At 66.1% G+C, this 17,546-nt stretch carries 17 protein-coding genes; 11 read left to right on the plus strand and 6 right to left on the minus strand.

Going from position 1 to position 17,546, the window contains the following annotated elements:
• Nucleotides 1-12: 12 nt before the first annotated feature.
• Nucleotides 13-561, minus strand: a complete 549-nt coding sequence (locus tag C1706_RS08875; protein ID WP_129458884.1) for a GNAT family N-acetyltransferase — start codon at nucleotides 559-561, stop codon at nucleotides 13-15.
• 52 nt (nucleotides 562-613) lie between these two features.
• Between C1706_RS08875 and C1706_RS08880 the strand changes: the two genes are divergently transcribed.
• The 5 genes from C1706_RS08880 to coaD all read left to right on the plus strand — a co-directional run bounded on the left by C1706_RS08880 (nucleotide 614) and on the right by coaD (nucleotide 5,977).
• Entirely contained in the window at nucleotides 614-2,296 is a 1,683-nt protein-coding gene (locus C1706_RS08880) for a ribonuclease J (RefSeq protein ID WP_206661054.1), read from the plus strand.
• Nucleotides 2,297-2,411: 115 nt separating this feature from the next.
• Nucleotides 2,412-2,597, plus strand: a complete 186-nt coding sequence (gene rpmB / locus C1706_RS08885) for a 50S ribosomal protein L28 (protein WP_129458885.1) — start codon at nucleotides 2,412-2,414, stop codon at nucleotides 2,595-2,597.
• A 79-nt stretch (nucleotides 2,598-2,676) separates the two neighbouring features.
• Entirely contained in the window at nucleotides 2,677-4,896 is a 2,220-nt protein-coding gene (locus C1706_RS08890; protein ID WP_129458954.1) for an ATP-dependent DNA helicase RecG, read from the plus strand.
• Between the two features lie 26 nt (nucleotides 4,897-4,922).
• Nucleotides 4,923-5,504, plus strand: a complete 582-nt coding sequence (locus tag C1706_RS08895; protein WP_129458886.1) for an RsmD family RNA methyltransferase — start codon at nucleotides 4,923-4,925, stop codon at nucleotides 5,502-5,504.
• Nucleotides 5,501-5,977, plus strand: a complete 477-nt coding sequence (coaD, locus tag C1706_RS08900; RefSeq protein ID WP_129458887.1) for a pantetheine-phosphate adenylyltransferase — start codon at nucleotides 5,501-5,503, stop codon at nucleotides 5,975-5,977. Before C1706_RS08895 ends, coaD begins: the two co-directional genes overlap by 4 nt.
• A 76-nt stretch (nucleotides 5,978-6,053) precedes the next feature.
• Here the strand turns inward: coaD and C1706_RS08905 are convergent, their stop codons facing one another.
• Genes C1706_RS08905 through C1706_RS08915 form a run of 3 tightly spaced genes read right to left on the minus strand, consistent with a single transcriptional unit; the run spans nucleotide 6,054 to nucleotide 9,338 of the window.
• Entirely contained in the window at nucleotides 6,054-7,430 is a 1,377-nt protein-coding gene (locus tag C1706_RS08905; RefSeq protein ID WP_129458888.1) for an ABC transporter substrate-binding protein, read from the minus strand.
• Between the two features lie 52 nt (nucleotides 7,431-7,482).
• Nucleotides 7,483-8,421, minus strand: a complete 939-nt coding sequence (locus C1706_RS08910; protein WP_241653504.1) for a carbohydrate ABC transporter permease — start codon at nucleotides 8,419-8,421, stop codon at nucleotides 7,483-7,485.
• A complete protein-coding gene (locus C1706_RS08915; protein ID WP_129458889.1) occupies nucleotides 8,418-9,338 on the minus strand; it encodes a carbohydrate ABC transporter permease in 921 nt (306 codons plus the stop codon). The genes C1706_RS08910 and C1706_RS08915 overlap by 4 nt, the downstream gene beginning before the upstream one ends.
• A 234-nt stretch (nucleotides 9,339-9,572) precedes the next feature.
• Between C1706_RS08915 and C1706_RS08920 the strand changes: the two genes are divergently transcribed.
• Genes C1706_RS08920 through mutM form a run of 4 tightly spaced genes read left to right on the plus strand, consistent with a single transcriptional unit; the run spans nucleotide 9,573 to nucleotide 11,897 of the window.
• Nucleotides 9,573-10,121: a YceD family protein gene (locus tag C1706_RS08920; RefSeq protein ID WP_129458890.1), complete on the plus strand. Its 549-nt coding sequence runs from the start codon at nucleotides 9,573-9,575 to the stop codon at nucleotides 10,119-10,121.
• Nucleotides 10,122-10,158: 37 nt separating this feature from the next.
• Entirely contained in the window at nucleotides 10,159-10,350 is a 192-nt protein-coding gene (rpmF, locus tag C1706_RS08925) for a 50S ribosomal protein L32 (protein WP_129458891.1), read from the plus strand.
• A complete protein-coding gene (rnc, locus tag C1706_RS08930) occupies nucleotides 10,350-11,048 on the plus strand; it encodes a ribonuclease III (protein ID WP_129458892.1) in 699 nt (232 codons plus the stop codon). Before rpmF ends, rnc begins: the two co-directional genes overlap by 1 nt.
• A gap of 12 nt (nucleotides 11,049-11,060) precedes the next feature.
• Nucleotides 11,061-11,897, plus strand: coding sequence for a bifunctional DNA-formamidopyrimidine glycosylase/DNA-(apurinic or apyrimidinic site) lyase (gene mutM / locus C1706_RS08935; RefSeq protein WP_129458893.1), 837 nt, complete (start codon nucleotides 11,061-11,063; stop codon nucleotides 11,895-11,897).
• A gap of 30 nt (nucleotides 11,898-11,927) precedes the next feature.
• On the opposite strand, the gene C1706_RS08940 is transcribed toward mutM, so the two are convergent.
• Nucleotides 11,928-12,617: a DUF6892 domain-containing protein gene (locus C1706_RS08940; RefSeq protein ID WP_129458894.1), complete on the minus strand. Its 690-nt coding sequence runs from the start codon at nucleotides 12,615-12,617 to the stop codon at nucleotides 11,928-11,930.
• Nucleotides 12,614-13,054 carry a DUF7738 domain-containing protein gene (locus C1706_RS08945; protein WP_129458895.1) on the minus strand — a complete coding sequence of 147 codons (441 nt, stop codon included), beginning with the start codon at nucleotides 13,052-13,054 and terminating at the stop codon, nucleotides 12,614-12,616. Before C1706_RS08945 ends, C1706_RS08940 begins: the two co-directional genes overlap by 4 nt.
• A gap of 264 nt (nucleotides 13,055-13,318) precedes the next feature.
• Between C1706_RS08945 and C1706_RS08950 the strand changes: the two genes are divergently transcribed.
• Together C1706_RS08950 and smc are read left to right on the plus strand one after the other, a co-directional pair.
• Entirely contained in the window at nucleotides 13,319-13,885 is a 567-nt protein-coding gene (locus C1706_RS08950; protein WP_206661055.1) for a GtrA family protein, read from the plus strand.
• A 9-nt stretch (nucleotides 13,886-13,894) separates the two neighbouring features.
• Nucleotides 13,895-17,464, plus strand: coding sequence for a chromosome segregation protein SMC (gene smc, locus C1706_RS08955; protein ID WP_129458896.1), 3,570 nt, complete (start codon nucleotides 13,895-13,897; stop codon nucleotides 17,462-17,464).
• The last annotated feature ends 82 nt before the right edge of the window (nucleotides 17,465-17,546 follow it).

A 17,546-nucleotide genomic window follows, 5' to 3' on the forward strand; every position in this document is an offset into this window, starting at 1 on the left:
GGTAGGCGTCCGTCAGGCGAGGTCGGTGTGCACACGCACCAGCTTCAGCTCCGTGGCGGACGCCTCCGTGCCGACACTTTGATGGGCCCCGTCGGCGGCCCATCCCGCCGAATCGAGGAACGCACGCAGGGGATCATCATCGCTGCGCACCCACCAGGTCGCCCGAGTAAAGCCGTCCGCACGCAACGTGTCGGCGACGGCGTTCAGCAGGCGCGAACCGTGGCCTTGTCGTTGCTGGACGGGGTCGATGATGAACTCTCCGACGAGCGCGTCAGCGCCCGGGTCGGCGTCGGGATCATCGGAGGGGCCTACCGCGGCGAAACCGACCACGCGGGTGTCCGCCACCGCAACGAGCACGCGAAACTTCGCCAGCGGAGGGCGCTGAATCGCCTGGAGCCATGCGGCGGTCATGGTCGCCAGGTCGACCTCACCCAGGATCTCTTCTGCCACCGACGCGGGCAGTAACTGCTGCCAACTGCGCCGCTGCAAAGCGGCCAGGCGCTCGGCCTCTGAGGGGAGCGCGAGGCGGCAGGAATCGGCAAAGCGAGGCGCGTCAGTCACCGCCACATCCTAACGGCGCGGGAGCGCCCGCCCCGGCCGATAAGCTGGTCAGGTGCGAGAACCCCTGCAGACCCCACCCACACTTCGCCCCGACACCCTCCGGATCACTCCGTTGGGAGGGCTTGGCGACGTCGGGCGCAACAGCGCCAGTTTTGAGATCAACGGCCAGCGGTTGATTCTCGACTGCGGCGTCCTGTTTCCAGATGAGAACCATCCTGGAGTCGATCTGATCTTGCCGTCGCTGCATCTGCTGGGCGAAACCCTGGACGACATCTCCTGCCTGGTCCTGACCCACGGCCATGAAGATCACATTGGCGCCGTTCCCTATCTGCTGCGCCGCCGCCCCGACATCCCTGTCTTGGGTAGCCGACTCACGTTGGCCTTCCTGCGGGAGAAACTCAAGGAGCATCGCATCCGCAACGTCGACCTGCGGGAGATGGAAGCCGGATCGCGCACCACGATGGGCGAGTTCGATCTGGAGTTCCTCGCCGTCAACCACTCCATCCCTGATGCGCTCGCCGTCTTGGTGCGAACCAAGGCGGGCACCGTCTTGCACACCGGCGACTTCAAGATGGACCAGCTTCCTTTGGATGGCCGCCTCACTGACTTGCGTGGGTTCGCGAGGGCGGGGGAGGAGGGCGTGGATCTTTTCATGGTCGACTCCACCAACGCCGAGACCCCCGGCTTCACCACCCACGAGATCGACATCCAGCCGGCCATGGAGCGGGTGTTCTCCCACGCGTCTGCACGGCTCATCGTTGCCTGTTTCTCCTCGCACGTGCACCGCGTCCAGCAGGTCATGGACGAGGCGGTCAAGGCTGGCCGCAAGGTCGTCTACGTGGGGCGTTCCATGGTGAAGAACATGACGATCGCCGCCCAGCTGGGCTACTTGAAGGTGCCCGCGAACACGTTGATCGCGCTCGACGACATCGACAAGTACGCGCCCAAGGATGTCGTGATCGTCTCCACCGGATCCCAAGGCGAGCCGCTCAGCGCGCTGAGCCGCATCGCGAACCATGAGCACCCGATCATCACGGCGGGCCCCGGCGACGTGGTCCTGCTGGCCAGTTCCTTGATCCCTGGGAACGAGAACTCGGTGTCGCGCGTCATCAACGGCCTGACCAAGAACGGCGTCAAGGTCGTCCACAAGGGCAACGCGCTGGTTCACGTCTCCGGGCACGCCAGCTCGGGGGAGCTCCTGTACTGCTACAACCTGGTCAAGCCGCGCAACGTGATGCCCGTCCATGGCGAGGTGCGGCACCTGCACGCCAACGCTGAACTGGCCATCGCCACGGGCGTTCCCCGCGAGAACGCTGTGGTCGTGGAGGACGGCACCGTGGTGGACCTTCACGACGGGAAGGTCGCCGTGGTGGGACGCCTGGAGGCCGACTACGTGTTCGTTGACGGCTCGACGGTGGACGCCGTGGGCGATGCAGAACTGGATGAGCGGCGCATCCTGGGTGAGGAAGGCTTCATCTCGGCGATCGCCGTGGTGAACCTGCACACGGGCGAACTCGTGGAGGGGCCGATCATCACCGCCCGAGGTTTCATCGACGAGGAGGGGATCTTCGATTCCATCAGCGCTGAGGTGGCTGGTGGCTTGCGTGAGGCGCTGGCCGATGGAGCGGAGGACACCTACCCGCTGCAGCAGCTCATGCGTCGCAGGCTGGGTCGCTGGGTCAGCAAGCGCTATCGCGCCCGTCCGATGATCGTCCCCGTCGTCCTGGCGACCTAGATTGTTGTTTCTCGTCGAGAGCGGTTACACTGGCTTGGTTCCGAATGCGAGCCTTGTTCGTCCGCGCCTGACGCGGATGCGGTCTCGTTGCCCAGCTTTTTAGAGGAGTAGTCCCATGGCCGCCGTGTGCGACGTCTGCGCCAAGAAGCCGACCTTCGGCCACAACGTGCCTTGGTCGAAGAAGAAGACCAACCGCCGCTGGAACCCGAACATTCAGTCGATCCGGGCTGTGGTGAACGGTTCCACCAAGCGCATGAACGTCTGCGTCAGCTGCATCAAGGCTGGCAAGGTCGCGCGCTGACCGATCCTCGCGATCACGATGGACCCGCCTTCGGGCGGGTCTTTTCGCGTTGTAAGGAGTGTCGCTGCGCTTGCCTAGGATGCAGAGTGTGAGCCCACACGATCCCTGGCGAACCGAGGCCTTCCGCGCTTTAGACGCCGACGTCGGCACGCTGCTTGGTTCGAAGGCGGCGGAGTCCTTTGCTGCGCTGCGCGTCCGCACCGTGGGGGATCTGTTGCGTCACGTGCCTCGCCACTACCTTGCCGGAACAGAACTGACGGACCTGGCGACGCTGGAGGAAGGCGAACATGTCGCTGTCATGGCGCGCGTCGCCAAAACCGAGGTGTTCGAGGGGCGAGGTGGGTTCACCGGGGGAAGACGAGCCCCCAACTCTCGGCTCGAAGTGACATTGACCGATGGACACGGTCGGCTGAGCGCCACCTTCTTCGGGCGCGCCTCCATCGTCGGGTGGTGGCAGCGCCAGTTGTCGGCAGGTGTGCGCGGGATTTTCGTCGGCAAAGTGGGCAGCTTTCGCGACCAGCCCCAGATGACCCACCCGGCGTTCGTCATGCTGGATGCGGCGGGCGGCGTCGTGGGTAATTCCGAGGAGAAGGAGCGCATTGCGGAGTTGTCCCGCTCTGGTCTGGTGGGCCTCTACCCTGCGACAGCGAAGCTCAAGACGTGGACGATCGCCGAATGCGAACGCCTCGCCTTGGACGCCCTACCGGCAGAGGACCCGTGGCCCGCGTGGGTCCGTGAACGCGCCGGCGTGATCGGCCTCGCGGACGCCTTCCGTGCGGTGCACCGGCCTGAGTCACGCGAGGAGATCGATCGCGGACGGCAGCGCCTGTGGTTCGATGAGGCGTTTACCACGCAGGTGGCGATGGCCTACCGCCGGGCCGACAATGCGCGTCATGCAGCCGGGCCCCGGCCCCGGATCGCCGGCGGCCTGCTCGACGCCTTCGACGCCCGGCTTCCCTTCACGCTGACCGAGGGGCAAAGGGTGGTGTCGGAGGAGATCTTTGCCGATTTGGCACGTCAGGCTCCGATGCAGCGCCTCCTGCAGGGCGAGGTTGGCTCGGGCAAAACACTCGTAGCCCTACGCGCGATGCTGGCCGTCGTGGACGCCGGGGGCCAAGCCGTCCTCCTGGCGCCCACGGAGGTACTGGCCCAGCAGCACGCCGACACCATCACGAGGTTGCTCGGTGATCTGGGCGGCGGGCGCGTCCTGGGGGCCCCCGACGTGGCCACCGACGTCGTGTGCATCACCGGCTCCACCCCGGCACCACGCAAGCGGGCCGGATTGTTGAAGATCGCCAGTGGCGAGGCAGGCATCGTCATCGGGACGCACGCCTTGCTGGCGGACACGGTCTCGTTTGTGGATCTCGGTCTTGTCGTCATCGATGAGCAGCACCGATTCGGCGTCGAGCAGCGGGCGATCCTGACGGACCGTGCCCAGGCTCGTCCCCACGTCCTCGTGCTGACGGCGACTCCCATCCCACGGTCGGTCGCCATGACCGTGTTCGGGGACTTGAGCGTATCCACCCTCGCGCAGTTGCCGGCGGGCCGCGCCGACGTCACCACCACGGTGGTGGATGCGATCCGCAGGCCCGCCTGGGTTGAGCGGGCCTGGGAGCGGGTCGCGGAAGAGGTCGCGGCGGGCCGACAGGCCTTCGTGGTCGCCCCGCACATCGGGGGTGGCAAGGACGCCGAGGGGTTGGGTGTCGTCGAGTTGGCGGAACGTTTGGCCCAGGGGCCGCTCGCCCAGGTGCGCGTCGGGGTGCTGCATGGTCGGCTCCCGGCCGAGGAGAAGGCGTCCGTGATGGGCGCCTTCGCCGCGGGCGACGTGGACGTCTTAGTGGCGACCACCATCATCGAGGTCGGGGTGGATGTTCCGAACGCCACGATGATGGTGATCTGGGACGCCGACCGCTTCGGGATCAGCCAGTTGCATCAGCTACGGGGCCGGATCGGGCGAGGCGACCTCCCCGGCGTGTGCTTGCTGGTCAGTTCAGCGGAGCCGGATGCCACGAGTTGGGAACGCCTCGCCGCTGTCGCCGCCACGCGGGACGGCTTCGCGCTGGCCGAACTGGATCTGCTGCAGCGGCGCGAGGGTGACGTGCTGGGCGCCAGCCAGTCGGGGGGACGCTCCACGCTGCGGCTGCTGCGCGTCCTCGATCACGCCGACCTCATCGACGCCGCCCGGGTGCTCGCCGAGGAGGCCGTCGCGCGCGATCCCGAACAGTCGACCCCCGGGTTCGCGGACGCGGTCACGCAAACCAACAGGTTGGCTGGTCAGGAGTGGATCGATCGGTCGTAGGTCTCGCAGATCGCTACCCTGACGAGGTGAGCCGTATCATCGCGGGCCGTGCAGGCGGGCGACGCCTCAGCACACCCACCCATGACCGCACCCGCCCCACCTCGGACCTGGTGCGGGAGTCAGCCTTCAACCTGATCGCCGATTGGGCAGGCACCGTTGGTGAACCCGCCGAGTCGATGCTGGAGCGGTTTTCCTTGCTGGATCTGTACGGCGGAACCGGGGCGATTGCGCTCGAAGCAGCGAGCCGCGGAGCCGGGCCGGTCGTGTGCGTGGAGAAGGATCGCTCGACGGCCGCGCTGGCTCGCGGTAATGCCCGCGCCACTGACTTGCCGATCGACGTGGTCACCTCATCGGTGGAGACCTACCTGGCGGGGCGACCGCAGCCGTTCGATGTGGTGTGGTTCGATCCCCCCTACGACGTGGCCGCCGCAGTGGTGGACGCGCAGATCGGCGCCGTCGTGGATGGTTGGCTAGCCGACGACGGCCTGATTGTGGTGGAGCGCTCCAGCCGCGGGCCTGCACCGCAGTGGCCGCAGTCCCTGCCTGACCAGCGCACGCGTCGCTATGGTGAAACGACGCTGTACCTGGCCAGCAAGGAGGAAGCATGAAGGCCATCTGCCCCGGCTCGTTCGATCCGGTGACCCATGGGCACCTCGATATCGTGGCCCGCTCGGCACGACTGTTCGACGAGGTCATCGTCGCGGTGGGGCGTAACAGCGCCAAGAACTACCTGTTCACTCCCGACGAACGCGTGTCGATGCTCCGCGACGCCGTGGGGGGCCTTCCGGGTGTGACCGTCACATTGCTGGACGGGCTGCTGGTCGACTTTTGCCGCGCCCATGACGTCGACGTGATCGTGAAGGGGCTGCGCTTCGCCAGCGATTTCGATTTCGAGTTGCAGATGGCGCAGATGAATCATGCTCTGACGGGCATCGAGACGATCATGTTGCCGACGTCGGCTCAGTGGTCGCATCTGAGTTCGACGATGATCCGCGAGATCGCCAAACTCGGCGGGGATGTCAGCCAGTTCGTGACCCCTGAGGTTGCACGGCGTATCGCGGCCAAGACGTCCGAGCGCTGAGCCCCCCACGCTAGATGCGGACGGCAAAGCCGCGCCATCGACGGTGCGATGACGCGGCCTCGCGCGGGAAGAACACTCAGATCTTGCCCTTGACCTGGCTGGTGTAGATCTTCTCCAAGACGCCGCGCAGGGTCGTCATGGTGGCCTTGACGTCGGCGTCCTGGGTCAGGATCGACGCGATGGACTTGGCCATTTCCTGGTCCGCGCCGGGCAGGAAGGCCCGTGCGTAGTCCTGGGGGCGTGTGACGTCGAGTTGCTTGATGGCTTCCCCGGCCAGCGGGTTGGCTGCCAGGAGCGAGCTCGTATCGGCGGAGGTCCGCACCGGCATGTAGCCGGTCGCCCCGGCGAACTTGACGGTGTTGGCCGGGTTGGTCAGGAAGCCGATGAACTTGGCCGCAGCGAGCTGGTTCTCCTTGGAGATGTTCTTCGGGATGCCGACCCCGGCACCGCCGGTGGGGCACACCGGGGAGGTCGAGACCGGGCCGCCGGGGAGGAACCCGACGCCGAGGCTGAACTTTCCTGCGGTTGCCTTCTGCATGCCGACCAGGGATCCGGTGGAGCCCAGCGTGGCGGAGATGGCGCCCGCCGCCAGGTCGTCGGTGCCGGACTTGGAGGCGACGCCCGCCCAGCCGTTGGCATAGACCGAATCCTTGACGTAGGTCAACGCGGCGACGGCCTTCTCGTCGTCGCACGTGATGTCGAAGGAGTTCTGCTTCGACCATCCCGAGCCATAGCCCCACAGGATGTTTTGCAGCGTCCAGCCCGCGTAGTCGGCCAGAGCAGGGTGCTCGTAGACGTGCGCGATGCTGGGGTTGGCCTGCTTGATCTTGGGGGCCCAGTCGTTGAACTCGGCCCACGTCTTGGGGGCGCGGTCCTCAAGCCCGGCGGCCTTCCAGTGGTCCTTGTTGTAGTAGAACAGCGGCGTGGAGCGGGCCCACGGGACAGCCCACTGAGCGCCCGCGTACTGGTAGTCGGAGAACAAGCCGGGCCGGTAGTCGGCCGTGTCGACCTCGGCGGCCTTCAAGGCGTTGCCCAGCGGGATGATCGAGTCGGCCAGGAAGTAGCGGAACCACCACACGTCGGAGAACACGACAATGTCGGGGAGTTGGCCGCCAGCCTGGGCCGCCTGGAACTTGGTGGCCACCTCCTCGTAGTTGGAGCCAGCCGTAACGAGCTTGACCTCGATGCCTTCCTTGGCGGTGAAGGCGGCGATGATCTCCTGGGTAACCGCCTCGGAGCTTCCGGGATGGTTGGACCAGAACGTGATCGACTTGGCGGGGGTGACGCCCGTGAAGTCCGGGCCAGCCGGATTGGTGGATGGGGAACCTGATGCCGCGGGGCCGGCGACCGACGGGCCCCCGCAGCCGGCGAGGACTGCGGCGCCGAGCCCGATCCCGGCAGCGCCGAGCAGCGAGCGTCGGCTGAGCGACGAGGTGGTCAGGGATGCGAACATTTCTCTCCTCTTCGAACGGCCCCCGAGGTCGAGGGTCGAGTTGGGGGAACGGTCAACGGACCGCGCCCTGGGTGAGCCCAGCCACGATGTAGCGCTGGAGGAAGGTGAACACGATCAGCACGGGCACGATCACGACGACGGCGCCGGCCATGAGGATCGGGTAGGAACTCGGATCGCCCTCGAGGTTCTTCAAGAGGGTCAGCCCGACAGGGAGGGTCATCATCTGGTCGTCAGTGGTGATGATGAGAGGCCAGATGTAGTCGTTCCATTCATTGACGATCGTGACCAACGACACGGTGGCGATCGTGGGGGTGGAGAGGGGGATCACGATCTGGACGAGGCGGCGCAGGTGGCCCGCACCGTCGAGTTCGGCGGCCTCCAGGATCTCGGCGGGCAGCGACAAGAAGTGCTGGCGCAGCAGGAAGGTACCGAAGGCGGTGCCGAGGCCAGGCAGGATGATGCCCCAGTACGTGTTGGCCCCGCCCAATCCCGAGATGAGAATGTAGTTCGGCAAGAGGGACACCTGCGGGGGCACCATCAACGCCACGAGAATCCCCGCGAAGATGGTGCGTTTGAACGGGAACCGCACGAAGACCAGCGCATAGGCCGTGGTCAGCGCCAGCAGGACCTTGATCCCCGCTCCCACGACGGTGACGAGGGTCGAGTTGAGGAACAGTCGCGGAAAGTCGACCTTCTGCGAGGCGGTGAGATAAGCGTCGAAGGTGGGGGAGCCAGGTAGCCACACCAGGTCGCGGGATACCACCTCACCACTGGTCTTCAACGACCCCAGCATCATCCAGATCAGGGGCAGCGCGATGATCAAGGTCGCCAGGATCAACGGCACATAGCCGCGGAAGATGAGCGAGAGCGTGGACTCGTGGTCCAGTGCGGAACCGTGGCGCGGGTGCGACTTCCTGGAGGCGGCACGGGGCGCGGGCGGTGTCGGGGCGGCGGCGGGTTCGGCCGGCGTCCTCATCACGGTGTCGATCATGCGTAGTGGACCTTCCGCTCGATGAGGCGCAACTGCACGACGGTGAGGGCGAGCAGGAGCACGAACAAGATCGTGGAGACGGCCGCAGAGTACCCGGCCCTGTTGTAGCCGCCGAAGGCCTGCAGGTACGCGTCGTACATCAGCGTGGTCGTGCCGTTGCCCAGCGGCGTCATGATTCGGATCAGGTCGAACGACTGCAACGATGAGAGCAGGGTGGTCATCAGCAAGAAGAACGACGTGGGTGACAGCAGCGGCCACACGATGGTGGTGAACGTCTTCGCGCGTCCGGCGCCGTCGAGTGCGGCGGCTTCGAGGAGGTCGCGCGGGACGGCTTGCAGCGCTGCGAGGTAGATGACCGCGCAGTAGCCGAGGTTCTTCCAGATGTAGACCAGGATCACCATGGCCAGCGACAGGTTCGGCTGCAGGAACCATTCCGGGACCGGCAGGTGAAGTGAGCGCAGGATGGCTGACAGCACGCCGGTGGTCGGATCGAAGATGAACAGCCACACCAGGCCGATCCCCACACCGGAGAGGACGTAGGGAGCGAAGACGGTGGCGCGCGCGAAGCCACGGCCCACGAGGCGTCGGTTCAGCACCAGGGCCAATCCGAGACCCAGCAGGATCGAGCCCCCGACTGTGGCGACCGTGAAGATCGCCGTGGTGCGGAGCACGCCGAGCGACTCGGCATTGGTGAAGAACTCCACGTAGTTGGCCAGCCCCACCGGCGTGGCCGTGGCCGAGCCGAGAGTCCAATCAAGCGTGGAGTAGTACATGTTGGTCAGCAACGGCCGATAGGTGAAGGCCACGATGAGGGCGACGTTCGGGGCCGCGAACAAGACGAAGATCAGCCACTCGCGCAGTGTCCGCTGAGTGACCCGTGCGCCTTTGCGCGACGGGATGCGTGCTTGTGTCGTCATGTTCCCCCTGGTGTCTGCCGCGTCTGCGGCCCGACGCCGAAGCTAGGACGAGTTCTGGTCCGGCCGTCGACTCGTTGTTGAACTCCATGTGTCGCGGATATTACATCTCGGTGCGGCGGGCCTACGGTGAGCGTGAGTGCGGCTCGCGGGGCAACGGTTTGGCCACCCGCGAGGAAGCAGGTAGGCTTTCCCTTCGGTTATGACGTTGTCGTGCCAGCAGGGTGAGGGGTGGACGTGAGGGCAACTCGCTTGGTCGATCCCCGATCTGAACTCGTCTTCGACATTCGCGAATTCGGGCATCAGCCGGGTGGAAGCAAAGAGGTCGTCTGTGACGCTCCCGCACCTGAAGGTCTAGGCAATGACGTAATCGGAGTGCCGACAGGTTCCCCGATCCATCTCGATCTTCGGCTCGAGGGAGTGGGGGATGGGGTGTTGGCCACCGGCGTCGCTGAGGTTCAGCTGCGCGGGGAGTGCGCTCGGTGCCTGACCGAGATCGAGGCTTCTGCCGAGATCGACCTGCAGGAACTGTTCCTCTTCCCGAGCGTGGATCCCGACGATGCCGAGGCCAGCCGGGTTGAGGGCGAGATGATCGACCTCGAACCGGTCCTGCGAGACACCGCGGTACTCGATCTGCCGTTCATCCCGCTGTGCCGGGAGGATTGCGCCGGATTGTGCCCCGTCTGCGGGGTCAATCTGAACGACGATCCCGAGCACAGGCACGACGATGCGATTGACCCACGGTGGGCGTCGCTGGTCGGCTGGGCTGACGAGACTTTGGACTGAGAGAGGGCGTTCGCGCCCCAGGATTGAGGAGTTTGACGTGGCTGTTCCGAAGCGGAAGATGTCCCGCAGCAACACGCGTTCCCGTCGTGCGCAGTGGAAGACGTCCGCGCCCACGCTCGTGAACTGCGCCAACCCGGCCTGTGGGGGCAAGCACCTTCCCCACACGGCGTGCCCGACGTGCGGCCAGTACGGCCCGCGTGCGGCCCGCCGCCAGGTCATCGAGCAGTGATGTCCGCGGCCGGTGGCCGCGTCCAAGAGCTCTTCACGCAGCTGGGGATCACCATTGATCCCCAGCTGTATCGGCTTGCCCTGACGCATCGTTCCTGGGCCTTCGAGCACGGGGGCGCCTCCCACAATGAGCGCCTGGAATTCCTGGGCGATGCTGTGCTGGGGGTTGTCGTCACCGAACACCTGTACCGGAGCTTTCCCGATAAGCCCGAAGGGTGGCTCGCGAAGATGCGTGCCGCCGTCGTCAACACGTATGCGCTGGCCGACGTGGCCCGCGGCCTCGCCTTGGGGCAGGTGCTGTTGCTGGGTAAGGGTGAGCGGCAAACAGGCGGCGCCGACAAGGACTCCATCCTCGCCGATGCCACCGAGGCGATGATTGCTGCCGTGTTCCTTTCCTGCGGGCGCGAAGCCGCAAGCAGGTTCGTTCATGCCCTGATGGATCCCGTCGTCGAGGCAGCGTCCACCGATGGACGCGCGACCGACTGGAAGACCGCACTGCAGGAACTGGCCGCGCATCTCGGTCTGACGTCCCCCCATTACGTCCATACGGCTTCGGGCCCCGATCACAATCGTCGCTTCGAAGCGCGCGCCGTCGTCGGGGGAGATACCTTCGCCCCCTTTGTCGCGCGCTCCAAGAAGTTGGCCGAGCAAGGGGCTGCCGAACTGGCGCATCGCCAGTTGGCCTCCCAGCACCCCTGAGCGGGCACCACCATGCCGGAGATGCCTGAGGTCGAGGTTGTTCGTCGGGGGCTCGCTGACACGGTGACGCATCGCAGCGTGCTGCACGTCAGCGTTTTACACCCGCGCCCGGTCCGTGCCCACCTGACCGGTCCCGACGATTTTGCCGCCACCCTGGTGGGGCGCCGCTTCGGAGTGGCAGCCCGACGCGGAAAGTTCTTGTGGCTGCCCTTCGACGACGGGGATGCACTCCTGGCACACTTGGGGATGAGCGGACAGTTCCGCATTAACGTTCCCACCGCCCCGTTGCAGCGCCACACGCGCGTCCTGTTTGATCTCGACGACGGGGCCCAACTCCGGTTCGTGGACCAACGGATGTTTGGCGGACTCTCCTTGGCCCCCGACGGTGCCGAACTGCCCGCTGCTGTGGCCCACATCGCCCGTGACCTGTTCGACCCGGCCCTCGACCTTCCCGCTCTGGTAGCTCGCGTCCACGGCAAGCGAAGCGCGATCAAGCGCGTCCTGCTCGACCAGCGGGTCGTTTCGGGAATCGGAAACATCTACGCCGATGAGGCGCTCTGGCTGGCTCGGGTGAACCCCGAGACCCCCGCGGACGGCTTGTCGCTGGCCACCGTGCGGCGGGTGCTGGAATCGGCGCGGGAGATCATGGCTGCGGCGCTGGCCCAAGGCGGAACGTCCTTCGACGACCTCTACGTCAATGTGAATGGCGAGTCGGGCTACTTCAGCCGAGATCTCCACGTGTACAAGCGCGACGGGGAACCCTGCGAACGCTGCGGGACACCCATCAAGCGGGTGGCCTTCACCAACAGGTCCTCCCACTTCTGCCCTCACTGCCAACGCTCGCACTGAGCACTGCGGCAGACGTCGCCGCCGCGGGCGTCAGTCCTCCACCTCGATGCCGTGCTTCACGAGGGCGGTCCGGGCGCGCGGACGCAAGAAGCCGCCGATGTCCTGGACCTTCTTCAGGTTCGTGAAGGGTGCGAGGTCAGCTTCTTTCAGGCTGGTGATCGTGAACGCGTCGTCCTCGCCGTCCCACTGGGGGATGAGTTGGAGGTAGATGTCGTTGCCGCCGTCGAGCACGAGCGTTTCGACGCGTTCGGCCAGCCGAGCCGGGATCGGCAGCGTCCGGAACCAGGTGCGCACCGAGGGGATGACCTCATAGCCCACCTCGTCCGGGTCGAAGGAGCGTGCCCCTCGGTCCTGAGCGAAGTCGTAGACGTCGAAACGTGGGGTCAGCGCGTCTTGTTCATACATCAGTTCCTGAATTACGGCGAGCCGGAAGGGGAACGATGCGAGGGTGAGGAGGGCCTCATCGGAGGCCGGGTGTTTCCACTTACCGGAAGGCTTGCCTACGACCTTCGGCGCTTCGTAGCGGATGCTCACCTGTGAGAACGGATGGGTCGCTGATCGCACCACGTCGGCAAGTTCGTCGGTGTCGAGTTTGGCGAAGCGATCGAGGAATTCCATTTCCCGTAGCTCGCCGCACTCGGTGTCGTTGAGGAAGAACGTGGTCTGCCAGTTCCCGGCGTTCGTCTCGAGCATGATGTAGGCCTTGCGGAGTTCCTTCACCGGGATCGCGTCCAGGGGTTTCCGCCCTGCAACCGTGAAGGTTCCCGAGAAGATCTGGCAAGGCCGCATCGTGGCGAATCGAACTTCACCCGGGCCTCTTCGACGGGGTCGTGAGACAGGCGAACCTCGAGTTCGCTCGCCTCATCGCCCCCCTTGGTGAACGCGAAAATGCCCGCATCGTCCCAGATCGCGAGCGTGCTCGGAACGTACCCGTTCGCCTCCGGTGCGGGATCGTCCGGCGGCACGATACGCGGCTGCCCGAGCACCTCGGCCAGTGCCGAGACGCTCAGCGTCTCGAACAGCGTCTCCTCAATCTTCACCCCAGCAGGGGTGACGTCGATCGAACGCACGGGGGGTTCGACCATCGTGCGGGGCGAGGGCTGGGGAGGCTGCAGGCCAGACGCGGGAGGGTCGCGGCGGGCGGGTAGCTCTGTCATGGCGTCGAACCTAGCCGGTGAGGGCGACGAAAGAGAGAGCGGGCTGTGGGGTTCCACGGTCGAGTTCGGAACTGCTGCGGCATCGGTCGGGGAGCACTGTTGTCCCCGGCAGGTCGTGCGACATCGACGTTCTAGCGGGCCGTCGGTGCCCCTGAGGTGACGCACGCAGTAGCGTTGCCCTGTGGTGGGGATGACACGCGCTGCGGCAGGCGGAGAGGGCAACATCCTCCCGTCACGCCCCGCGACCGATAGGCTCCTGTTCCCGTGAGCGCCTTTTCGGATCTTTATGCCAGGCATGGGCACAATGTGCGCCAGTTCGTCACCTTCGGCGTAGTGGGTGGATCGGGTGTTTTGGTGAACATGGCCGTGTTTGCGCTGTGCAGCAACATCGGACACCACTTCTTCGGTGTGGACTACCGCACCGTGCTTTTTCCCCTCGTGGGCACGGGGTACAATGTCCGATTTGGGCATCTCTTTGTCTGGATCGGCTTCGCTGTCGCGGTGACGTGGAACTTCCTCCTGAATCGATACTGGACCTTCCGGGCGGAGGGTGCCCGCGCTCCCTTCTTGCGGGAGTATCTTCCCTTCTTCTTGGTCGGGTGCGTCGCGAACCTTGTGACGACGGCGCTGTTCACCGCGTTCACGAACCCCACGTCACCGGTGTTTTTGTCCGAACCGTGGATGACCGACGATGGGGTCTTCTGGACGAAACGCCCTTATTGGGCACAGGCGATCGCCATCATCTTGACCATGCCGATCAACTTCGTCATCAACAAGTTGTGGACATTCCGTGCCGTGCGGCGCAAGCACGCGGCGGGTGTGGGTGCCTAGGCGGTTGGTGTGTATCTGAAATCCCTAACCCTGCGCGGCTTTAAGTCTTTTGCGTCAGCGACGACGCTGAACTTCGAGCCGGGCATCACCTGCATCGTTGGCCCCAATGGTTCGGGGAAATCCAACGTTGTGGATGCGCTGAGTTGGGTGATGGGGGAGCAGGGGGTGAAATCCCTGCGGGGCGGCAAGATGGAGGATGTGATCTTCGCCGGCACCGCCGGACGAGCCCCGCTCGGGCGGGCCGAGGTCAGCCTCACCATCGACAACACTGATGGTGCGCTGCCGATCGAGTACACCGAGGTCACGATTAGCCGCACAATGTTCCGCTCGGGCGGGTCGGACTATGCGATCAACGGATCACCGGCACGTCTGTTGGACGTCCAAGAGCTCTTGTCGGATTCCGGAATCGGCCGGGAAATGCACGTCATCGTGGGACAGGGACAACTCGACTCGATCCTCCAGGCAACTCCTGAGGTCCGACGCGGGTTTATCGAAGAGGCCGCTGGCGTCCTCAAACACCGCAAGCGCAAGGAAAAGGCCCTGCGCAAGCTCGACTCCACCCAGGTCAACCTCGACCGCCTCGTGGACCTAGTGGGGGAGATCCGTCGTCAACTCAAGCCCTTGGGGCGGCAAGCGGAGGTGGCTCGCAAGGCGGCCGTCATCCAGGCGGAACTCCGCGACGCCAAGGCGCGGGTGCTCGCCGATGACTACGTCATGGCCACCCTGTCGCTTGAGTCCGATCTTGCGGCCGAAGCAGACCTGACTCAACGACGCCGTGCTGTGGAGTCGGCGCTAGAGAGTGCCCGTGCGGCGGAGACGGACGCCGAAGAGGCCGCTCGCGATGCGGCTCCGGCCGTGGCGGCAGCCCAGGAGACCTGGTACGCCCTGGCCGCGCTCAAGGAGCGCATCACGTCGACGCGCTCCATCGCGGCAGAGCGGGTGCGGGCTGCGGACACCTCGGGGAGAGACGAACGTCGGGGCAAAGACCCAGAAGCCACCGAGGCTGAGGCGCGGGCAATCCAGGAGTCGGAGCGGGCTCTTGCGGCCGACGTGGCAGCGCGAGCCGACGCTCTCAGCCTGGCCACCGACGTTCGCACGAAAGCGGAAGCTGCGCATGCGGCGGCGGAGAAGGAGTATTCCGGGGCCCTGCGTGCTATCGCCGACCGGCGTGAGGGGCTGGCCCGGCTGACGGGGGAGGTCAACTCGCTGCGGTCGAAGGTTGAGGCCGCGGACGCCGAAATCGCCAGGCTGACGAGCGCGGGCGAGGAGGCCCTCGCCCGTGCAGAGGCGGCGACGCGTCGCTACACGGCGCTGGAAACCGAACTCGGGGCCGTCACCGCCGGTGAATCGGGGCTCGATGATGCCTATGAGGCCGCCGAAGCTGCGCGCCTCGAGTGCGAGAGCGACGTGGAGCGGCTCAAAGTCTCGGCGCAGGACGCCGCGCAGCGCCGCGCCTCCTTGTCCGCTCGCCTGGAGGGGTTGCGCCTAGGGTTGGAGCGACGTGACGGCTCCGGCGCACTTCTGGCTGCGTCTGAGGAACTGGGCGGCGTGCTTGGCTCGATCGGAGCTCTGGTCCGGGTGGAGCCGGGTTACGAGCAGGCAGTGGCCGCCGCCCTCAGCGGGGCCGCTGCCGCCGTCGTCGTCGCAGGCTTCGATGATGCCCTCGCGGCCATGACGATGCTGAAGGCTGAGGATCTGGGTCGCGCGGGTGTCGTGATCGCAGGGGGTCCCACCCCGGACGACCGATCGACGTGGCCCGACCTACCCGGTGCGGCGAGATACGCGATCGACGTGCTGCGCGCTGCTGACGACGTCAGGCCCGCCTTGATGCACCTCTTGCAGCGCGTCGCCATCGCGCCAGACATGGACGCCGCCGTTGACCTCATCGCGCACGACCCGCGATGGCGAGTGGTCACCCGCGACGGCGACCTGGTGTCGACATGGTTTGCGTCCGGTGGGTCAACAGCCACGCCAAGCCTGATGGAGATCGAGGCAGCCGTCGAGGAGACGCAGGAGGCCTTGGAGGAGGCCCAGGCAGACGCAGAGCGGTTGACGTTCGCCCAGTCTGCTGCCACAACCCAGGTGCAAGCCGCCACAGCGAAGGCCGAGGCGGCCTTGGCGCGGCTCCACGATTCGGACGCCCAATACTCGGCCCTGGCCGAGCAACTCGGTCAACTGAACCAGGCCGCGCGCACGGCGCGTGCGGAGGCTGAACGCCAACATGCCGCCGTGCAGTCGGCGACCGTGGCGAAGCAGGCGAACGCCCAGGCCTTGGAGGCCCTGGAGGACCGGCTCGCGCGGGCCGAGGCCTCCACCGACATCCGCGAGGCAGACCCTGCCGAGCGTGACCGGCTGGCGATGGAAGCGGCTCGGGCGCGCCACAACGAGATGGACGCCCGGCTGGCGCTGCGGACCGACGAAGAGCGGGCCCGAGCCTTAGCGGGACGAGCCGAGTCGCTGCTGCGGGCGGCGCGTGCAGAGCGGGCCGCGCGGGAGCAGGCCGCTGCCCGTCGCCTGAGGCTGGTGCGGGAGGGGGACACCGCGAGGGCTGCCATGGTCGCCTGCGACTGGCTGTTGGAGCGCGTGGCTGACTCTCAGCAGCAGGCGGGAGCCGAACGCAAGCGGGCTGAGGATCGACGCATCGAGGCTGACCGCAACGTCCACGACACGCGGCAGCGCAGCCGCGATCTGAGCCGCGAGTTCGAAGGGTTGGTCGATGTGGCCCACCGCGACGAGGTGGCGCGTGCGGAACAGAGAATGCGGGTGGCGTCCCTTGCGGAGAAGGCCCTGTCCGAGTTGGGCCTGGACCCGGCGGTGCTGGCCGCCGAGTACGGCCCCGATCAGCCGGTGCCTGTTCTGAGTCGTCCCGATGGCACCGCCTGGGACAGTGAAGGCGACGCCCCTGACCCCGTGCCGTTCGTGCGCGCTGAGCAAGAGAAGCGTTTGCGCCGTGCGCAGCGCAATCTCGATCTTCTAGGACGGGTGAACCCGCTCGCCTTGGAGGAGTTCGAGGCCATGAGTGAGCGGCATCGGTTCTTGGCTGAGCAACTCGATGACCTCAAGCGCACCCGTGCTGACCTGCTCGGGATCATCGCCGACGTGGACGCGCGCGTGGAGGAGGTCTTCGCCCAGGCGTATGCCGACGTCGAAGAAGCGTTTGGGTTCACGTTCTCGCGTCTATTCCCCGGCGGTGAGGGACGGCTGATCCTCACTGAGCCGGGCAACTGGCTGACCACCGGTGTCGACGTTGAGGCCCGTCCAGCAGGGAAGAAGGTGAAACGACTCAGCCTGCTCTCGGGTGGTGAACGCTCCTTGGTGGCGGTGGCATTCCTCACCGCGTTGTTCCGCGCACGACCCAGCCCGTTCTACATCCTCGATGAGGTTGAAGCCGCGCTGGATGACACCAATCTGGGTCGCCTCCTCGGCATTTATGAGGAGTTGCGCGAGAACAGCCAGATGTTGGTCATCACGCACCAGAAACGGACGATGGAAATCGCAGATGCGCTCTACGGCGTGACGATGCGCGATGAGGGGATCTCCACGGTCATCAGCCAACGGTTGCGCGACGAGGAGCGCTGACCAGCGCAGACGGTGTCATGGCTCGCCGATGAACGTGGCGGGGAGCGACCTTTTGCGTCAGGCATACTGGAGATGTCTGGAG

This window comes from Propioniciclava flava (assembly GCF_004126535.1).
Lineage (GTDB): Bacteria > Actinomycetota > Actinomycetes > Propionibacteriales > Propionibacteriaceae > Propioniciclava > Propioniciclava flava.

What these genes read in the sequence shown, in the direction of transcription:
- rpmB (WP_129458885.1), top strand. Translation starts at nt 2,412, where the DNA reads ATGGCCGCCGTGTGCGACGTCTGCGCCAAGAAGCCGACCTTCGGCCAC.
- C1706_RS08890 (WP_129458954.1), top strand. Translation starts at nt 2,677, where the DNA reads ATGCAGAGTGTGAGCCCACACGATCCCTGGCGAACCGAGGCCTTCCGC.
- coaD (WP_129458887.1), top strand. Translation starts at nt 5,501, where the DNA reads ATGAAGGCCATCTGCCCCGGCTCGTTCGATCCGGTGACCCATGGGCAC.
- C1706_RS08905 (WP_129458888.1), bottom strand. Translation starts at nt 7,430, where the DNA reads ATGTTCGCATCCCTGACCACCTCGTCGCTCAGCCGACGCTCGCTGCTC.
- C1706_RS08910 (WP_241653504.1), bottom strand. Translation starts at nt 8,421, where the DNA reads ATGATCGACACCGTGATGAGGACGCCGGCCGAACCCGCCGCCGCCCCG.
- C1706_RS08915 (WP_129458889.1), bottom strand. Translation starts at nt 9,338, where the DNA reads ATGACGACACAAGCACGCATCCCGTCGCGCAAAGGCGCACGGGTCACT.
- rnc (WP_129458892.1), top strand. Translation starts at nt 10,350, where the DNA reads ATGTCCGCGGCCGGTGGCCGCGTCCAAGAGCTCTTCACGCAGCTGGGG.
- mutM (WP_129458893.1), top strand. Translation starts at nt 11,061, where the DNA reads ATGCCGGAGATGCCTGAGGTCGAGGTTGTTCGTCGGGGGCTCGCTGAC.
- C1706_RS08945 (WP_129458895.1), bottom strand. Translation starts at nt 13,054, where the DNA reads ATGACAGAGCTACCCGCCCGCCGCGACCCTCCCGCGTCTGGCCTGCAG.